Genomic DNA, 15,154 nt, shown 5'->3' on the forward strand with positions numbered 1-15,154 from the left:
TAAATATATAAACTATTAATTACCAGCCAAAATATTACAGCACTATATCCCCCTCAAAAACCTGAATGGCGGGGCCTTCTAAAAATATCTCGGTATAACGCTGCCCATCATAATTAAAACGGATGTTCAGGTCGCCACCTAAAACTTTTACAGGCGTGGTAATATGGCCGGTTTGTTTATGGTGTGTAGCCATGGCCAGTGCCACGGCGGTTACCCCGGTGCCGCAGGCAAAGGTTTCATCTTCAACGCCGCGCTCAAAAGTGCGTACAAAATAGCCGTTGCCGCCGGTAAGCGGTTCAACAAAATTTACGTTGATGCCATTAGCACAATAGGTGGGGTTATTGCGTATGGCAGCACCTTCTGTATAAACATCTTTCTCTTTTAACTCCTGTGCAAGGGTAACATAATGCGGCGAGCCAGTATTGAGCACGTAAGCTTCGCCATCGCGGTCTATGTGTTCCACATCTATCATTTGCAGGCTTACCCAGGTGCCTTCATCTGAAATTTTGGCATAATGCGGCCCGTCAACTGCCACAAATTCCGTCTCGTTATCAATTACGCCTAAAAATTTAGCAAAGGCAACAATGCACCGGCCGCCATTACCGCACATGCTGCTTGGGTTGCCATCGGCGTTATAATAAACCATCTCAAAATCATAGCCTTCGGCATTCTGTAAAAACATAATGCCATCGCCGCCAATACCAAAACGGCGGTCGCAAAGGCGTGCAAGTAGTTCAGGATCATGGTGATTAACAGCATCCCGGCGATTATCGATCAATATAAAATCGTTACCGGCACCCTGGTATTTATAAAAATGCAATTTCACAGCAAATGGTATTTATTAAAAAGGTAATATTACTATATAATAATCTAAAACCTGTCATTTAGCGGTTAATTCGGGTTTAACATATTTTAACAAAAAACGTTATAACATCTCGTTGTTCTTACCGTCTATATGGTATTATATTTGAACATTGTATTTAAACCCAGTTAAAAGAATAATATCTAAATAAAATGAAAAAAGTTGGTTTAACATTATTAACCGCCTTTGTGGGCGGAGCAATGGCGTTAGGCACATATAAAATATTCGAGAAAAAGTACTCGGATAATATGACCTTTGAAGAACGCCAGAAAGTATATTTTACAAACAACCCCATGACGGTGTCTTCCGCCGGATCAGTTGATTTTACACAGGCCGCGGCCGCGGTAACCCCGGCAGTGGTGTACATACGTACCACTTACTCGGCATCGCAGGATAATGGCGGCAGCCAGTTGGATGATATGTTCGGCGATTTCTTCGGCCAGCGTATGCGTCCGCGGGGCCCGCAGCAGGCTTCAGGCTCGGGTGTTATTATTTCGCCCGATGGTTATATTGTAACCAATAACCACGTGGTTGAAAAGGCAGACAAGATCACGGTTAACCTGAACGACCACCGCACCTTCCAGGCCAAGGTTGTGGGTACTGACCCAAGTACTGACCTGGCTCTGATCAAGATAAGCGGTAATGATCTGCCTATAGTAAAACTGGGTAATTCTGATGATGCCAAGGTTGGCGAATGGGTATTGGCCGTTGGCAACCCCTTCAACCTTAACTCAACCGTAACCGCGGGTATTGTAAGCGCTAAAGGCCGTAACATCGGCATTATTGGCAGCGAGGATAATGATGGCAATAGCAATCCGTTCGGTATGCGCCAGCGTCAATCAGCGCCAAAGCTGAACAAGGCTATCGAATCATTTATCCAGACAGATGCGGCCATCAACCCGGGTAACAGCGGCGGCGCGTTGGTAAATACCAAAGGTGAGCTGATCGGCATTAACGCCGCTATTGCTTCGCACACCGGCTCGTACGAAGGTTATGGCTTTGCCATCCCGATCAACCTGGCTAAAAAGGTACTGAATGATATTAAGCAATTCGGTTCAGTTAAACGCGGTTACATTGGTGTAAGCTTCAGGGAGCTTAATGATGATGCAGCAAAAGATCTGGGCATTGCCCGTAATACCGGCTTATATGTAAGCGAACTGGTTGAAGGTGGTGGCGCACAAGCTGCCGGCATTCGCAAAGGCGATATCATTACCAAGGTTGAGGGTAATCCGGTTTACGAATCATCAGACCTGCAGGAACGCGTAGGCCGTTTGCAACCCGGTGATAAAATAAACATTACCGTATTGCGTGATGGCAGCGAAAAGAATTTCGCGATCACGCTTAAAGGTGAACCCGCAAGCCCTAAAACAGCAGCGGTATCAAAATCAGCCGAAGAGTTGTTCAATAAACTGGGCGCGAGCTTCCAGCCGCTGTCAAAAGAGCAAAAAGCTAAGTTCCATGTAAACAACGGTGTGGTGGTAACTCAGGTTCGTCCGGGCCGTTTGTTCTACGAAACTGAAATTCCGGTAGGCTCCATCATCACCAACATCAATAAACAGCCAATTAACAGTATTGCTGATATTGATAAGGCGATAACCAACCTGCGTAATGGTAACCTGATCATATCAGGTATCTATCCGGATGGAACAACCTTTAACAACATGTTCCAGGTACAATAAATTAAAGTTGATTAATTAGTTTGCGTAAACGCCCGGCAGTAATGCCGGGCGTTTCGTTTTTAGGCGGTTAATTAATGAGCATTTTCTTCCATGCCGTACTCCTGCAGCTCATCGGCACTTGGGCCATAGCTGCCCGGTATAGGTATATCAAGCAGGCGCAAAAACACACCCAACTGTGCACGGTGGTGTACTAACTGGCAAAAGGTAGTGCGTATCATTTCGGCACGTGTGCAGGTAACAAAAATAACTTCGCCGTTGCGTAGGGTCCATTCAGGTAGAAGCTTATCTTCGGTCGCTTGTTCAAGCCGCTCATGCGCCCCGGCCAAATTTCGTTCAAATAATTCTACAGCGGCGTTTACGCTTGGGCAATTATGTTCAGTATATCCGTTTTGTGCAAAATCCAGTTCGGTAGTGTTAAGTACCATCGTGATCCAACCGGGTAACTCGCCGATGTGGCTGGCCAACTGGCGCAAACTCATACTTTTAGGATGTGGCCTCCAGTCAAGTTTATCGGCCGGAATTAGTCTTAACATTTTTCGGGTGGTAACAGCTTCCTCGGCCATCTCCTTTACTAACATTGGGATAATTTTCATGATGATCATTTATTTGGTTTGATGATACAAAGTAACTTCCCGGTAATGACAGCCCTATGTCAGCAGCTTTTTTTAAAATAAAAAAGTTAGCAGGAACTCAATTCGTCGGTTTATGATTCAGAAATACAATAAAAGCAATAAACGGCCGTGATAAAACAGATGTCACACCAACATCAAAACAGTAGTTTTTTTGAAAAAAAGCGGAGTTAAACACAATTTTTATGCGTTTTAACTGTTTTTAAGACATATAAAACAACAAAAACATTTTAGCAACTTAAAAAGGGATAAAAGTGAATGTTTAATAGTGTATAACATACAATATTGAAAAAAAATCATAAAAAACAATAAATATTATGACATTTATAATGTCTGGCGACATATGGTGCGATATGTGTAATTGATAGAAAATTTATTTGAAATTATTTTAAAAAATATTTGCAGCAAATTAAACTTAGTGTTATCTTTACACCGTTGAAACAACAACACAAAATAGTCTTCTCATAATTTAGGTTTATAATTGGTTAGTAAAGGCCTCCTGCCCATCAGGAGGCTTTACTTTTTTTAGGAAGTTTGCCTGATGTTTTCTTCATAAGTACTGTCGTTATTCTGAACCGAAAATGATTGCATTAAAAAACCTAAATTCAAACCGTTTATATTACAACTGTATATTTTAAGTAACCGGCATTAAATTAAAATACCACCCTTATTATTTTTATTCTGAAGCTACTATGCAAATTTTAACAACTCTGTTATCTCAGTTACAAAACTTATACGGCTCCTATTTAAACAATCTCAGGATACAAGAAACAAAAAACAGTGAACAGGGGCTTGTTTACTGGCAAAATAAGCTATTTGCAACGGCCATATTTTATGCATTGCCGGTAAGTTTACTCGCATTGATTCCGAGTATTATTTTAGAATTACGTGAGGGGCGTACACACATTGTTATTTTAAATATCGTATCGTTGGCGGCTGTTGCTTTTATTGCTATAAACAACAAACTGTCATTACAGCTACGTAAAATATTGATTGCCTGCATGGTGGCCTTGTTCGCTGTTATTCTGATCGCTTTAATGGGCTCCTTTGCCATGGGGTGCATCTATCTGTTTCCGCTCAGTATTTTTGCCGCGCTGCAATTTTCTAACCGGATAGCCTACCTGTTTGTGGGGTTGAACTTTTTGATATGTACCGCGTTTGCTTTGATCATCTGGCTAAAACCATTTAACCTGCCCGAGCTGTTTCATACCCTGCCCTTAAATCACTGGCTCATCTACTCTGTTAACTTTTTGTTTATGGATCTGGTAGTGGTAATGCTGATCCGGATGCTGCTGACCGGGCTTGACCGCACCATGGTAAAAGAGATGTATCTGCATAAGGAATTACAAAGGGAGCTTCAGGAAAAAATAACTATAAATGAGCAGCTCAAGGAGTCGGAAGAGCATTACCGTGCCCTGTTTTTTAAAAGTCCGCTGCCTAAATGGATATTTGATGTTCAAACCCTGCGGTTCTTGCAGGTTAACAATGCCGCTGTAGAAAGTTATGGCTATACAAAGCAGGAGTTTTTGAATATGACGCTGCCCGATATACACCATGCCGATCAAATGCCTGAATTGCTGCGGGCAGTTGAAACACCCTCTGCCGATCATTTATTGTATAGCACAAAACATGTACGTAAGGATGGGCAGAATATTTATGTTGAGGTGAGGCGAAGCGACATTATTTTTCAGGGTAAAAAGGCGCGGCTGATTATTGCTACAGATATAACTGAGCAAATTAAACATACCCGGGCTATTGAATTGAAAAATAAGAAACTGCAGGAAATCGCTTATATGCAATCGCACGTGGTGCGGGTTCCGTTGGCTAATATAATAGGTATTACCGATTTGATAACGCAGCAAACCAAAACCGCCGAGGAGCATGAACTCTATGAACACCTGGCCCGCTCAGTAAATCAGTTAGACCAGGTAATTAAACAGATAGTAAGGCACGCGGAGGAAGTTTTACCCGATAAAAGCGAATAACACAAGCTTCAAAAAAAGATTACTGATGAATTTTTATTTTTCTTTTTAAGTTGAAACGGAACGCCTATATTTGCAGCCCAAGTAACGGGGGATTAGCTCAGCTGGCTAGAGCGCTTGCATGGCATGCAAGAGGTCATCGGTTCGACTCCGATATTCTCCACCTGATAATCAAGGCTTTACGATCATTCGTAAAGCCTTTTTTCATTTTGGGATTACCATGGGATTACTAAAAATGCAAATTTGTTGAGTTTTATTGAACGTTATTAGCTTCTAAATCCCTGTAATAGTAAACATCACGGCTGGGATTGAAGAAAATAACACCAGCAACATAAAGTTTTTTATACATTTTTCCTGCTGTTTCTGGAACCCTCGTTTCGTCAGGATATCTTGGAAACCTCAAAGAACTTGATATTATATCCTTTTTATAATGTTTATACAGAAGAGGTAACATGGAACCAAATATGTTCTTTTTCTCAAGTAGCGCATTTCCATTTCTATCCTGATACATAACTCGCACCTCATATTCCTCTTCAATTAATTGTATAATATACGGTTGTCCTTCACTACCCAATGCTTTAATTTTGAATTCATCTACATTATGTTGGTTATAACTACCTTTTGTCACTTCATATTCGTATTCCAATGGATTACCTTTCTCATCATTTAATTTAATCTTTTTCATTATTTTAAAAATAAACTACATGTGATTATTTATAAAGGTTATTAAAAAAAAACGCTGTCCGAGTCGGAGTATATCGGAGTATTTAAATTCGATATGTTTGAACCTTTGTCAAAACGATGATGGTCATGGAAACAAAAGGCGGAAAAAAAGAGAATCGTCAATCTCCGGTATTTGCTAATCAGCTCACTACTGTTGAAGATTTGATCAATTTCAAAAGAGATTTACTTTTAGAGATAAAACAACTTATTTCAACACTCACAACACAACCGGTTAAACGATGGCTTAAATCATTTGAGGTAAAGCAATTACTTCATATTTCTACCGGTACTCTTCATAATCTTAGAACAAACGGCAAGATCCCATTTACGAAAATTGGCGGCGTAGTTTTTTATGACAGGTTAGCTGTAGAAAATATTTTAGAACAACACACTAAATTTAATAAAGCATGAAAGCAGCTTTCATTTAGGGGCGCTGGTTTAAGCCGAGTTTTAACGTAAAAAGCAATTATATAGTAGGCTACATTAGTCGTGACTGTATATATCTTGCCAGTATCAAAGCGCTTTGTTTGGACCGGATATATCGGTTTTTCCCCTCCGACTCTTACGCCTCCATCTACGGTTATACCAGATAATAGATCCCGTTACCGGCATACTCGCGCCTATTATACAGGCCAAGAAGGCTAAGATCTTCGTAGGCATACCTAATATCTGTCCGGTATGTATATCAAAGTTCATCCTGAACAACTTTTCACCGGTTGATAAATTGGCATAAGGTTGATCATGTTGCCCAAGTGGAGGTAATTCCTTTAGGTTTTTTTGGTCAAAGAAATGAACTGCTCTATTGTACAGCAATGTTCCGTCACCAAAGTAAACGGTCGCTTCATAAGCTGCAGATGGTTTATCAGGTATATTTATGGATATACTTCCAAATGTACCATCATGTTTCCGGCTCAGCTTCTTCCATATAATGTCTTCGTGATGGATAAATTTAGCAATGGTCGCCGTCGTATCCGATCTTGGATCCAGGTGTTCTTCCCCCAGGGTCTTCCAGGTCAATACCTTGTAAGTGCCTTGCTGAAACCACTCGAACGTAAAGAATATCCCGGATAAGGTTAAAGCTAAAACAAACAGTACTGAATAGAAGCCGATCACATTGTGAATGTCAATATTCAGCCTTTTCCATTTCGCCCGCCATTTTACAGTAAATGAGTCCTGAACGGTTTTCTTAGTCCACCTTTTGGGATACCACCATATTAAGCCGGTTATTATGGTGATAACAAAAATTATACAAGCGGAACCGACAATCGGGCTTCCAATGTTTTTCGGAAGCCATAGAAACCGGTGGCCCGCCCGGATAAATATGAAAAAGTTATCAGCCCTACTCTGCTCGCGCTGGTCTTTTAAAATATTACCGTTATATGGATTTAAATATAACGCTGCTTGTTGCCTTTCTGGCAAAGTAAAATTAAGCATGGCCGAGCGACCGGGCTTCCAGTATTTGATGCTGGTTAGCGTATCGTTGGTGATATTTTGGCTTTTAAAGTATACTCTGGACCGGGCTAATAGTTCCGACGGGGGCAAGTATGGTTTCTGCTGCGCCTGGACGTACCAGTGCTTTTCGGTAAATCGCCATACCTCGTAACGCCATACCCATATGCCACCGGTAAAACAAACGATGAACACAATAATGCCCGATAGTAAACCCAGCCAGAGATGAAGCCATTCGGATACTTTTCGAAAGCCGGATTTTTTTGCTTTGGAATCTCTTCTTTTTGTCGCGGTAAGCATATTTAGGATAAGGGGAGAGGTAAACCCTCCCCTTGTTCGTTAAAATCTGAATGATAAACTTGCCATTACATTTCTTGGCGCCTGTGAGTTACCGCCAATGTCCCAATACTTCTTACTGGAAATATTGTTGAGTTTAACCCCCAGTCTCCACTTGCTTTGATCGTAGAATACAGTCCCGCTGTAAATGGTGTAAGATGGCATATAAAAGGTGTTATCAGCCGTAAAGAAGTTCTTGTCAGCGTAGTTAACCCCATAACCAAAACCCAAACCTTTTAATCGGTTTTGCAGGGTATAAGTGGCCCAGAAATTAGCGACATTTTCAGGAGACGTCGTGGCTTTGTTACCCTCGATGGCCGGGTTAGATGATTTAATAATGCGGTTATCATTATAGGCATAGCCAGCTACCAAGCTTAAGCCGGCAACAGGGCTACCGATCAGCTCAATATCAACTCCCTTGCTTCTTTGCTTACCGTCCTGCACAGTGAAATTTGCCTCAGTACGGGTGGCATTGTCGATATCTATATTGTAATAGCTGGCAGTCATGCTCAACCTTTTATCAATCAGTTCAGCTTTCACACCACCTTCATACTGCTTTGCAAAAACCGGGTCAAGAACCAAAACGCTGCCATCCGGTTGTGTTACGGGTGCCAGGTTCTGAAACCCGTTCATGTAATTGGCAAATAGGGAAACCTTATCTTTCACAACCTGATACACTAAGCCTAATTTGGGGGAGAGGGCCGTTTGCTTATAACCTTCGGTATTACCCACTTTTTTGCGCTCGAACCGTTCTACACGTAAGCTTAACATGGCTGAAATCCTGTCGGTAAAGCTAATGACATCAGACGCGTAGGCGCTCAACGTTTGCTGATCTGCTATGGCTGTTGTATAAAGCGGCATGATGGCGTCAACGGCTTTCCGTCTGATTGGTGCAAAGGTTGAGGTGACGTTGATCGTGTCAAGGGTAACGACATTTCCACCTGCCCGGCGGCTGCCATCGTAGTATCGGTAATTCAAACCACCCAGGAAGTTATGTTTGATGCCACCTGTTGAAAACTTACCATTAAAGTTTTGCTGTAAATTGGTGAAATTGTTGGAAATCGGCCCCCACATGCCCACCTGCCTGATAGCCCGGGTTGGCGAAAGCCAGTTGGCATAAGATTGATAACTGTAATCGACATCTTCACCAACAAATGAAAACAGGGTTGTTGATTTCCAACTATCGGAGATAACATATTCTGCCTGCGCGAAGAATTTGGAAGCGGAGGTTTTACCATTATTATCATCGTGGAACATGGATGTGGTATAATCCAACTGAAGTTCGGCCGGAGTCTTTAATCCCGAAGCGGCGGCATACGTATTATAGGTACGACGTGTGCCTTTGGCATTATAAAGTTCCGCGTCAAAATGAAAGGTGAGCTTATCAGAGGACTTATAGATGAGGCTTGGGGCAATGGTATAGGTATTGTTGAAACCATAGCTTAAAAAGCTGGCTTCTTTATTGGCGGCTAAATTTACCCTGAACAAAACCGTCTTATCTTTATTAAGCGGCGTATTCACGTCAGCGGTAAGTCTGTTCAGATTATAGCTGCCTGCGGTGTAAGACACCTCCACGCTTGTGGTATCAAAGGGCTTTTTGGTAACGAGGTTGACCACACCCCCAAATGAGGAAACCGCAGCACCGAATAAGGTACCTGAAGGCCCCTTTAACACTTCTATACGTTCTACATTTGAAATATCCAGCGATGAACGGCTGGCCGAGGTTTCCATACCATTTCTGGCGTTAACACCGCTTACAAAACCTCTGAAAACGATACCGACACCACCAGCGGGAAACGTATAAGCTACAGCACCGGGGGTGTTCTGCACTGCGTTGACAATATCAATCGATACCTGCTCTTTTAAAAGTTCTTTGCTGATTACCGTATAAACCTGCGGGTTCTCAAGGTTTTTCAAGGGCATACGTGCAATGTAATCGCTCCTCTTACTGGCTATCGTTTTTGATCTGCCCGAAGAGATACTTACTTCCTCTAACTGTTGCAAAGTCTCCACCATCACAAAATCCACCTGGGTATTTTGTCCGGCCGTTACAATAACCTGCTTTGCTTCACTTTGCAAACTCAAGTATTTGGCCGTGATCTTATGGGTACCAGCTGGGAGGCGCTTGATGCGAAACTCTCCACGATCATTAGTTGAGGTGGATAACTTTAGTTCAGTTACAGATACGGTAACGCCTTCTAATGGCTTACCATCGGCGGTTTTAACCGTTCCGCTTACAGATGCGTTGTTTTGTGCCTGGGCTGAAAAAGTGAACAGCGAAAGTGCTGTTAAAATAATGCTGAACAGCTTAAAAAATAGAGGTTGCTTCATTGTGGATATAGTTTGAAGCGGCAAATATATAATTATTTAGAATTAAACTAAATAAAAACAGAGGTTGAGGTTAAGCCTAAGTACTGTGTAAACGGAATAAATAGTCATAATCAAATAGAAATTTAAAATTGTTGTTATCCGACTCGGATAACATCGGATGATTTAACCATAAGTAAAAGAGAATTTTGCATTTATAGATTATGCAAATGCATAGGTAAAATTTTACAAACTTCTTTAAATATAAAGCTATGACGAAAATCATCACAGTAGCCCATCAAAAGGGCGGAGTTGGAAAGAGCACACTTGCGCTCAATCTTGCTCTATGCTTCCAGGAACAATTAAAAGTTGCTTTAGTAGATTCAGACTTACAGGGAAGCATTCACCATATCAAAGAGGAATTTCCTGGTATATCAGTAATTGGCATTGAACAGATAGCGGAAATCTCTACTCTCGATTTTGATCTGATTATTATTGATACACCACCATATTTATCCAGCAGATTGAATGAACTTTTCAACCAATCCGACTTTGTATTGGTTCCTACCAAAGCTGGTTTTTTTGATGTCATGGCGATACGTTCAACGCTTGCCCTGATCAAGTTCTCTGAAGCTAAAAATCATAAGTTAAAAGCAGGGATAGTGCTTAACATGCTAAAGCCGCGATCAGGCATAACAGCTGAGGTGACTGACCTGCTGATCACACTTGGCACACCGTTGCTCAATACAAAGATATTTGATAGAGTAAGCCTGGCAAGGTCTTCTATGACGGCAGGGATCTTAAAAAGTTCCGACCAAAAAGCGATCGATGAGATAACGTTTTTAGCGGAGGAAATTATTTTGGCGATCAGTGAATAATTACAGAAATCTGCAACTATTCAAATGAAGATTTCTAAAAATGGATAATTATTCATTTGTAGAATTTAATAATTATCCATTTGTTCAATTCTTGAAATATTCATTTGTTCAAGTGTTCATTTCTGCTTTTCTACGTTGCTTCCGTTCATTATTCAATTATTCAATATTTCGCATATGACAGATTTCAAAAACAGGTTGGGTGCGCTTGCCGATAAAATAAAGAATGAGCAACCAGCCACTCCAATTCAAGAGGTAAATCCAGTCAAAACCGGTAAGAAAGAAACGGAAGGTGAATCAAGATTTAATAACTGGATCCCAAAGACATTGAAGAAAAAGATCAAAGCTTATGCTGTAGAAAATGACATTTCATTGAAGAATATCAATATCAAGGCGCTGGAAGAATATTTGAAGAATCGCACGAATAATGAAGGGCCTTAAGAATTTGATGAAGCAATACTTCAATGACAAGAAGATAGTGTTAAAAAAGTTGTTTTTGGTGTGAATTACTGTCTTCGTGCAATTCGCAAGATGTACGTTTGTCAGACAAACGAATCTTGCCCGTTGCCTCCCATGTCGGCCGGGAACCGGTTTAAATTTCTCCCAAGTCGAATTTAAAAAGATTTTGATATGAAGAAAGAGAATCGCACACGTCGTTTGGTTACCCGTTTTAAGCCGGACGAATACGAGGATATCGAAGGAAGGTTTAAGAAAACCAGCTTTCAAACCCTGAGTGAATTTTGCAGGTCTATACTTCTTGGCAAACCCTTAACGGTAATTTACAGGGACAGATCGGCGGACGAGATCCTGGAAGAACTGGCCTTGTTACGAACGGAATTAAATGCCATTGGAAACAACCTTAACCAGGCTGTGAAAAACATTAATAGGGAGCACGGGCGTGCAGACAACCGGCTTTGGATGCAGATGATGTTGGTCATCAACGGTAAGTTGGAACCAGCCATGACCTCTATTAAAGAACGGATCTCTGAATATGCAGTCATATGGTCGCAAAAATTAAAAGCGGAAAAAGCCTGACAGGACTGGTCTTTTACAACGAAAAGAAGGTGGCCAAAGAGCAAGCAAAAAATCTCATGGCCTCCGGTTACCTAAAAGATGTCAAAGACTTGTCACTTCCAGAAAAGATAGGCAGGTTAGCAGATCTGGCTGACCGCAACCAGCGGACCAAGACTAATGCTGTCCATATATCACTCAATTTTGCAGTAGGTGAAAAATTGGATGAAGAAACGTTGGAAGACATTTCCCGGCGTTACATGCAGGGAATCGGATTCGGTGAGCAGCCGTACCTGGTTTACCAGCATTTTGATGCTGGCCATCCACATATTCATATTGTGACCACTAATATCTCACGTACGGGACAGCGGATCAGCCTGCACAACCTGGGAAGAGAGAAGTCAGAACCTGTCCGTAAGGAAATCGAAAATGCTTTTGGTCTGCAAAAGGCCGGGAATCAACAGGATGCGATTGAACCTACCAATATAAAACCACTACAGGTATTAGTGTACGGCAAAACAGAGACTAAAAGAGCTATGGCCGCCGTCGTTAACGAAGTGGTTCGAAATTACAGGTTTGCAACACTTCGGGAATTAAATACGCTTTTGGAACGCTATCATATTCAGGCTGACCGGGGTTCAGGCCATTCGGTGATGTTTAAACATGGTGGGCTCAGGTACTGGGCTCTGGATGCCAATCGTAAGCGGATAGGTGTCCCTATTAAAGCAAGCAGCATTGCCGGTAAGCCGACATTGAAGTTATTGGAAAAGAGGTTTCATCTCAATGTCTTTTTGCGTAAGGCGGACCTCCCCAAACTGAAGCACAAGCTGGATGCTGTCCTTTCCACCGCAAAAAATGAGCATGCGTTTTTGACGGACCTGCAACACTTGGGGGTAGATTGTATCCTTCATAAAAATGAAACCGGACGGTGTTTTGGTGTCACCTATATTGATCACCAGGAAAAACTGGTCGTTAAAGGCAGCGACCTTGGGAAGGAATACTCGGCCACTAATATTCAAAAAGCGTGGTCGGGTGTTGCACCGGTAGAAACAATTCATAATAAAAACCAGCAAGGAATTAAACAGAGGGATTCCGGGGTATATGAACATAATGCCATGCTGGAGACGCTTTTCGGAATTGGTCAACAAGCAGATAACATTCCGCAGGAGCAAATGAAGAAAAAAAGGAAAAAGAAAAGACGTTTACATCTTTAACCATATAATTATGCAAACTGGAGAAAATGAGCAAGCGCTAAGAAAAGTGATCGATTACACCAGGTTCTTGTCGGTCATCTTATTACTACTGCATTTCTACTTTAAATGCTATCCTTTATTCGAACGTATGAATCTAACGGGCAAATGGATGAACCTGATGCTTTCCAAAATTGTAGTACTGCCGGTTTTTACAGGATCTTTAATAACCAAATGTATCGCCCTTGTCTTACTCATCATTTCGATTGTGGGTACCAAAGGTAAAAAGGCGGAGCATATCAGCCGTAAAGATGCGATCAGCCGATTGGTGTTCGGACTGGCTTTATATTTAGGCATTCATTTGTGCCCAGCAGCGTGGGAGATTTGGACGGGCTTTCAATGGCTTTATATAACCATCAGCTTATTGGGGTACCTTCTGTTTCTTAATGGTGCAAGCCGGCTATTCCGGATCCTTAAAGTAAACCTGAATAACAGTGTGTTCAATGATGAGAACGAGACTTTTCCTCAGGAAGAACGGCTGCTGCAAAATGAGTATTCTGTCAACCTGCCCGCATGTTACCGATTAAAAGGAAAAACCCGCAACAGTTGGCTTAATATTATCAATCCGTTTCGGAGTACGCTCGTGACCGGGACGCCTGGTGCAGGTAAATCTTATTTTGTAATACGCCATATCATCACCCAGCATATTAAAAAAGGTTTCAGTATGTTCTTGTACGATTTCAAGTTCGATGACCTGTCCCGGATCGCCTATAATACCCTGCGCCTGCATCAGGAAGGTTATGCCGTAAAACCCCAATTTTATGTCATTAACTTCGATGACCTCGCAAAGACTCACCGTTGCAATCCTTTAGAACCAGCCAATATGCTGGACATCACAGATGCGATGGAATCGGCCAGGACATTTATGCTGGGTCTCAACCGGGAGTGGATCAAGAAGCAGGGAGATTTTTTTGTCGAATCGCCGATCAATTTCATTACTGCGCTTATCTGGTTCCTGCGCAAATACCGGGATGGCATTTACTGTACACTCCCGCACGTGATCGAACTGGCCCAAACGGATTACAAAGCTTTGTTCGCGCTTCTGCGGACGGAACCGGAGATCGAGGTTTTGATCAATCCCTTCATCTCTGCATGGCAAAACGAAGCTTTTGAGCAACTGGAAGGCCAGATCGCCAGTGCCAAGATCAGCGTTGCCCGCCTGGTATCACCTGCCTTGTATTATGTTTTGTCCGGCAACGATTTCTCCTTAGACCTCAATAATCCTAAAGCACCTAAAATTATTTGCATGGGTAACAACCCGTTGAAACAGCAGGTTTATGGAGCCGTGCTCAGCCTGTATGTTTCCAGGATGATCAAGGTCGTGAACCAGAAGGATAAGTTAAAGTGCAACCTGATCTTTGATGAGTTCCCGACGATTTACCAGGTTCGGATAATACCTTTTGGCATCGTCCCGGACATAGTCAAATATCTTGGATGCCCGGTCTTTCGGCACCTTCAAATCGTAGCAGATCGCGTGTCGGCGGAACCAATCCTTTTCATTTTCCTTTTTTTGGTACTGGAATACAGTGGTATCCATACCTTCCAGCACCGTACGGTTGTCGCCAAATATCCCTTTGTCCCGGTAAGAGACTTGGAAAAAGCGGATAGGTTCCGCATTGCGCAACGTGATCCGCCTGCTCCCGTTACTGTCCGGTGGTGCGATCAGCAGGCCGCCCTGTACACCCTCTAGGAAGGAGGATAATAAGCTATGATAGATCAGTGTTCTTCCATCGCCGCCATTGCCTCCTGCCAGCAGAGGTTTGTTGGTATCATAAGGAAGGTATGTCAGGTAATAGACTGATGGGCACAACTGACCTTTCATTAACCTTTTGCAATACTGCAGTTTACTTCTTACTCTACTTCCAGTTTTTCTTTAGTTCTTTTACTGAGGCAATATCCCGATGTTCTGGATATACCCTGTCTTTCAATCGTTCCTACCTGCATGGGAATGCTGATATATCTTTTTGTTGTTGGTTTAACCTTTCTATGATTGCTGTTATTTTGCTTGAATTTACTTCGGATTATTAAGTATGACTTTCACTACGCTGTCA

13 protein-coding genes and 1 tRNA gene are annotated in these 15,154 nt (G+C 42.1%); 9 read left to right on the forward strand and 5 right to left on the reverse strand.

Annotated elements, in window-relative coordinates:
- Nucleotides 1-34: 34 nt before the first annotated feature.
- A complete protein-coding gene (dapF, locus tag AC3WJC_RS17280; RefSeq protein ID WP_492400363.1) occupies nucleotides 35-826 on the reverse strand; it encodes a diaminopimelate epimerase in 792 nt (263 codons plus the stop codon).
- A 188-nt stretch (nucleotides 827-1,014) separates the two neighbouring features.
- On the opposite strand from dapF, the gene AC3WJC_RS17285 reads away from it, so the two are divergent.
- Nucleotides 1,015-2,541 (forward strand): Do family serine endopeptidase, encoded by a 1,527-nt coding sequence (locus AC3WJC_RS17285; RefSeq protein WP_492400364.1) that lies wholly within the window; start codon nucleotides 1,015-1,017, stop codon nucleotides 2,539-2,541.
- A 71-nt stretch (nucleotides 2,542-2,612) separates the two neighbouring features.
- On the opposite strand, the gene AC3WJC_RS17290 is transcribed toward AC3WJC_RS17285, so the two are convergent.
- Nucleotides 2,613-3,134 (reverse strand): DinB family protein, encoded by a 522-nt coding sequence (locus tag AC3WJC_RS17290; RefSeq protein ID WP_492400365.1) that lies wholly within the window; start codon nucleotides 3,132-3,134, stop codon nucleotides 2,613-2,615.
- 728 nt (nucleotides 3,135-3,862) lie between these two features.
- On the opposite strand from AC3WJC_RS17290, the gene AC3WJC_RS17295 reads away from it, so the two are divergent.
- Together AC3WJC_RS17295 and AC3WJC_RS17300 are read left to right on the forward strand one after the other, a co-directional pair.
- Nucleotides 3,863-5,155: a PAS domain S-box protein gene (locus AC3WJC_RS17295; RefSeq protein ID WP_492400366.1), complete on the forward strand. Its 1,293-nt coding sequence runs from the start codon at nucleotides 3,863-3,865 to the stop codon at nucleotides 5,153-5,155.
- 86 nt (nucleotides 5,156-5,241) lie between these two features.
- Nucleotides 5,242-5,315, forward strand: a tRNA-Ala gene (locus AC3WJC_RS17300).
- Nucleotides 5,316-5,405: 90 nt separating this feature from the next.
- Here AC3WJC_RS17300 and AC3WJC_RS17305 read toward each other — a convergent pair.
- Nucleotides 5,406-5,837 (reverse strand): hypothetical protein, encoded by a 432-nt coding sequence (locus AC3WJC_RS17305; RefSeq protein ID WP_492400367.1) that lies wholly within the window; start codon nucleotides 5,835-5,837, stop codon nucleotides 5,406-5,408.
- A 125-nt stretch (nucleotides 5,838-5,962) separates the two neighbouring features.
- Here AC3WJC_RS17305 and AC3WJC_RS17310 point away from each other — a divergent pair, with 125 nt between their 5' ends.
- On the forward strand, nucleotides 5,963-6,286 hold the full coding sequence (locus tag AC3WJC_RS17310; protein WP_492400368.1) for a helix-turn-helix domain-containing protein: 324 nt from the start codon (nucleotides 5,963-5,965) through the stop codon (nucleotides 6,284-6,286).
- Between the two features lie 102 nt (nucleotides 6,287-6,388).
- Here the strand turns inward: AC3WJC_RS17310 and AC3WJC_RS17315 are convergent, their stop codons facing one another.
- Entirely contained in the window at nucleotides 6,389-7,624 is a 1,236-nt protein-coding gene (locus AC3WJC_RS17315; protein WP_492400369.1) for a PepSY-associated TM helix domain-containing protein, read from the reverse strand.
- Between the two features lie 39 nt (nucleotides 7,625-7,663).
- Nucleotides 7,664-9,991, reverse strand: coding sequence for a TonB-dependent siderophore receptor (locus AC3WJC_RS17320; RefSeq protein WP_492400370.1), 2,328 nt, complete (start codon nucleotides 9,989-9,991; stop codon nucleotides 7,664-7,666).
- A gap of 248 nt (nucleotides 9,992-10,239) precedes the next feature.
- On the opposite strand from AC3WJC_RS17320, the gene AC3WJC_RS17325 reads away from it, so the two are divergent.
- The 5 genes from AC3WJC_RS17325 to AC3WJC_RS17345 all read left to right on the forward strand — a co-directional run bounded on the left by AC3WJC_RS17325 (nucleotide 10,240) and on the right by AC3WJC_RS17345 (nucleotide 14,793).
- Complete coding sequence (locus AC3WJC_RS17325) at nucleotides 10,240-10,845, forward strand: AAA family ATPase (protein WP_492400371.1); 606 nt, start codon at nucleotides 10,240-10,242, stop codon at nucleotides 10,843-10,845.
- A 174-nt stretch (nucleotides 10,846-11,019) separates the two neighbouring features.
- Nucleotides 11,020-11,283, forward strand: a complete 264-nt coding sequence (locus AC3WJC_RS17330; RefSeq protein WP_492400372.1) for a hypothetical protein — start codon at nucleotides 11,020-11,022, stop codon at nucleotides 11,281-11,283.
- A gap of 189 nt (nucleotides 11,284-11,472) precedes the next feature.
- The gene (locus AC3WJC_RS17335) at nucleotides 11,473-11,877 is read left to right on the forward strand and encodes a plasmid mobilization protein (RefSeq protein WP_492400373.1); all 405 of its coding nucleotides are present in this window, start codon (nucleotides 11,473-11,475) and stop codon (nucleotides 11,875-11,877) included.
- Nucleotides 11,844-13,067: a relaxase/mobilization nuclease domain-containing protein gene (locus AC3WJC_RS17340; RefSeq protein WP_492400374.1), complete on the forward strand. Its 1,224-nt coding sequence runs from the start codon at nucleotides 11,844-11,846 to the stop codon at nucleotides 13,065-13,067. The genes AC3WJC_RS17335 and AC3WJC_RS17340 overlap by 34 nt, the downstream gene beginning before the upstream one ends.
- Nucleotides 13,068-13,077: 10 nt before the next feature.
- Entirely contained in the window at nucleotides 13,078-14,793 is a 1,716-nt protein-coding gene (locus tag AC3WJC_RS17345; RefSeq protein ID WP_492400375.1) for a YWFCY domain-containing protein, read from the forward strand.
- The last annotated feature ends 361 nt before the right edge of the window (nucleotides 14,794-15,154 follow it).

Source organism: Mucilaginibacter sp. FW306-07-L (genome assembly GCF_058782065.1).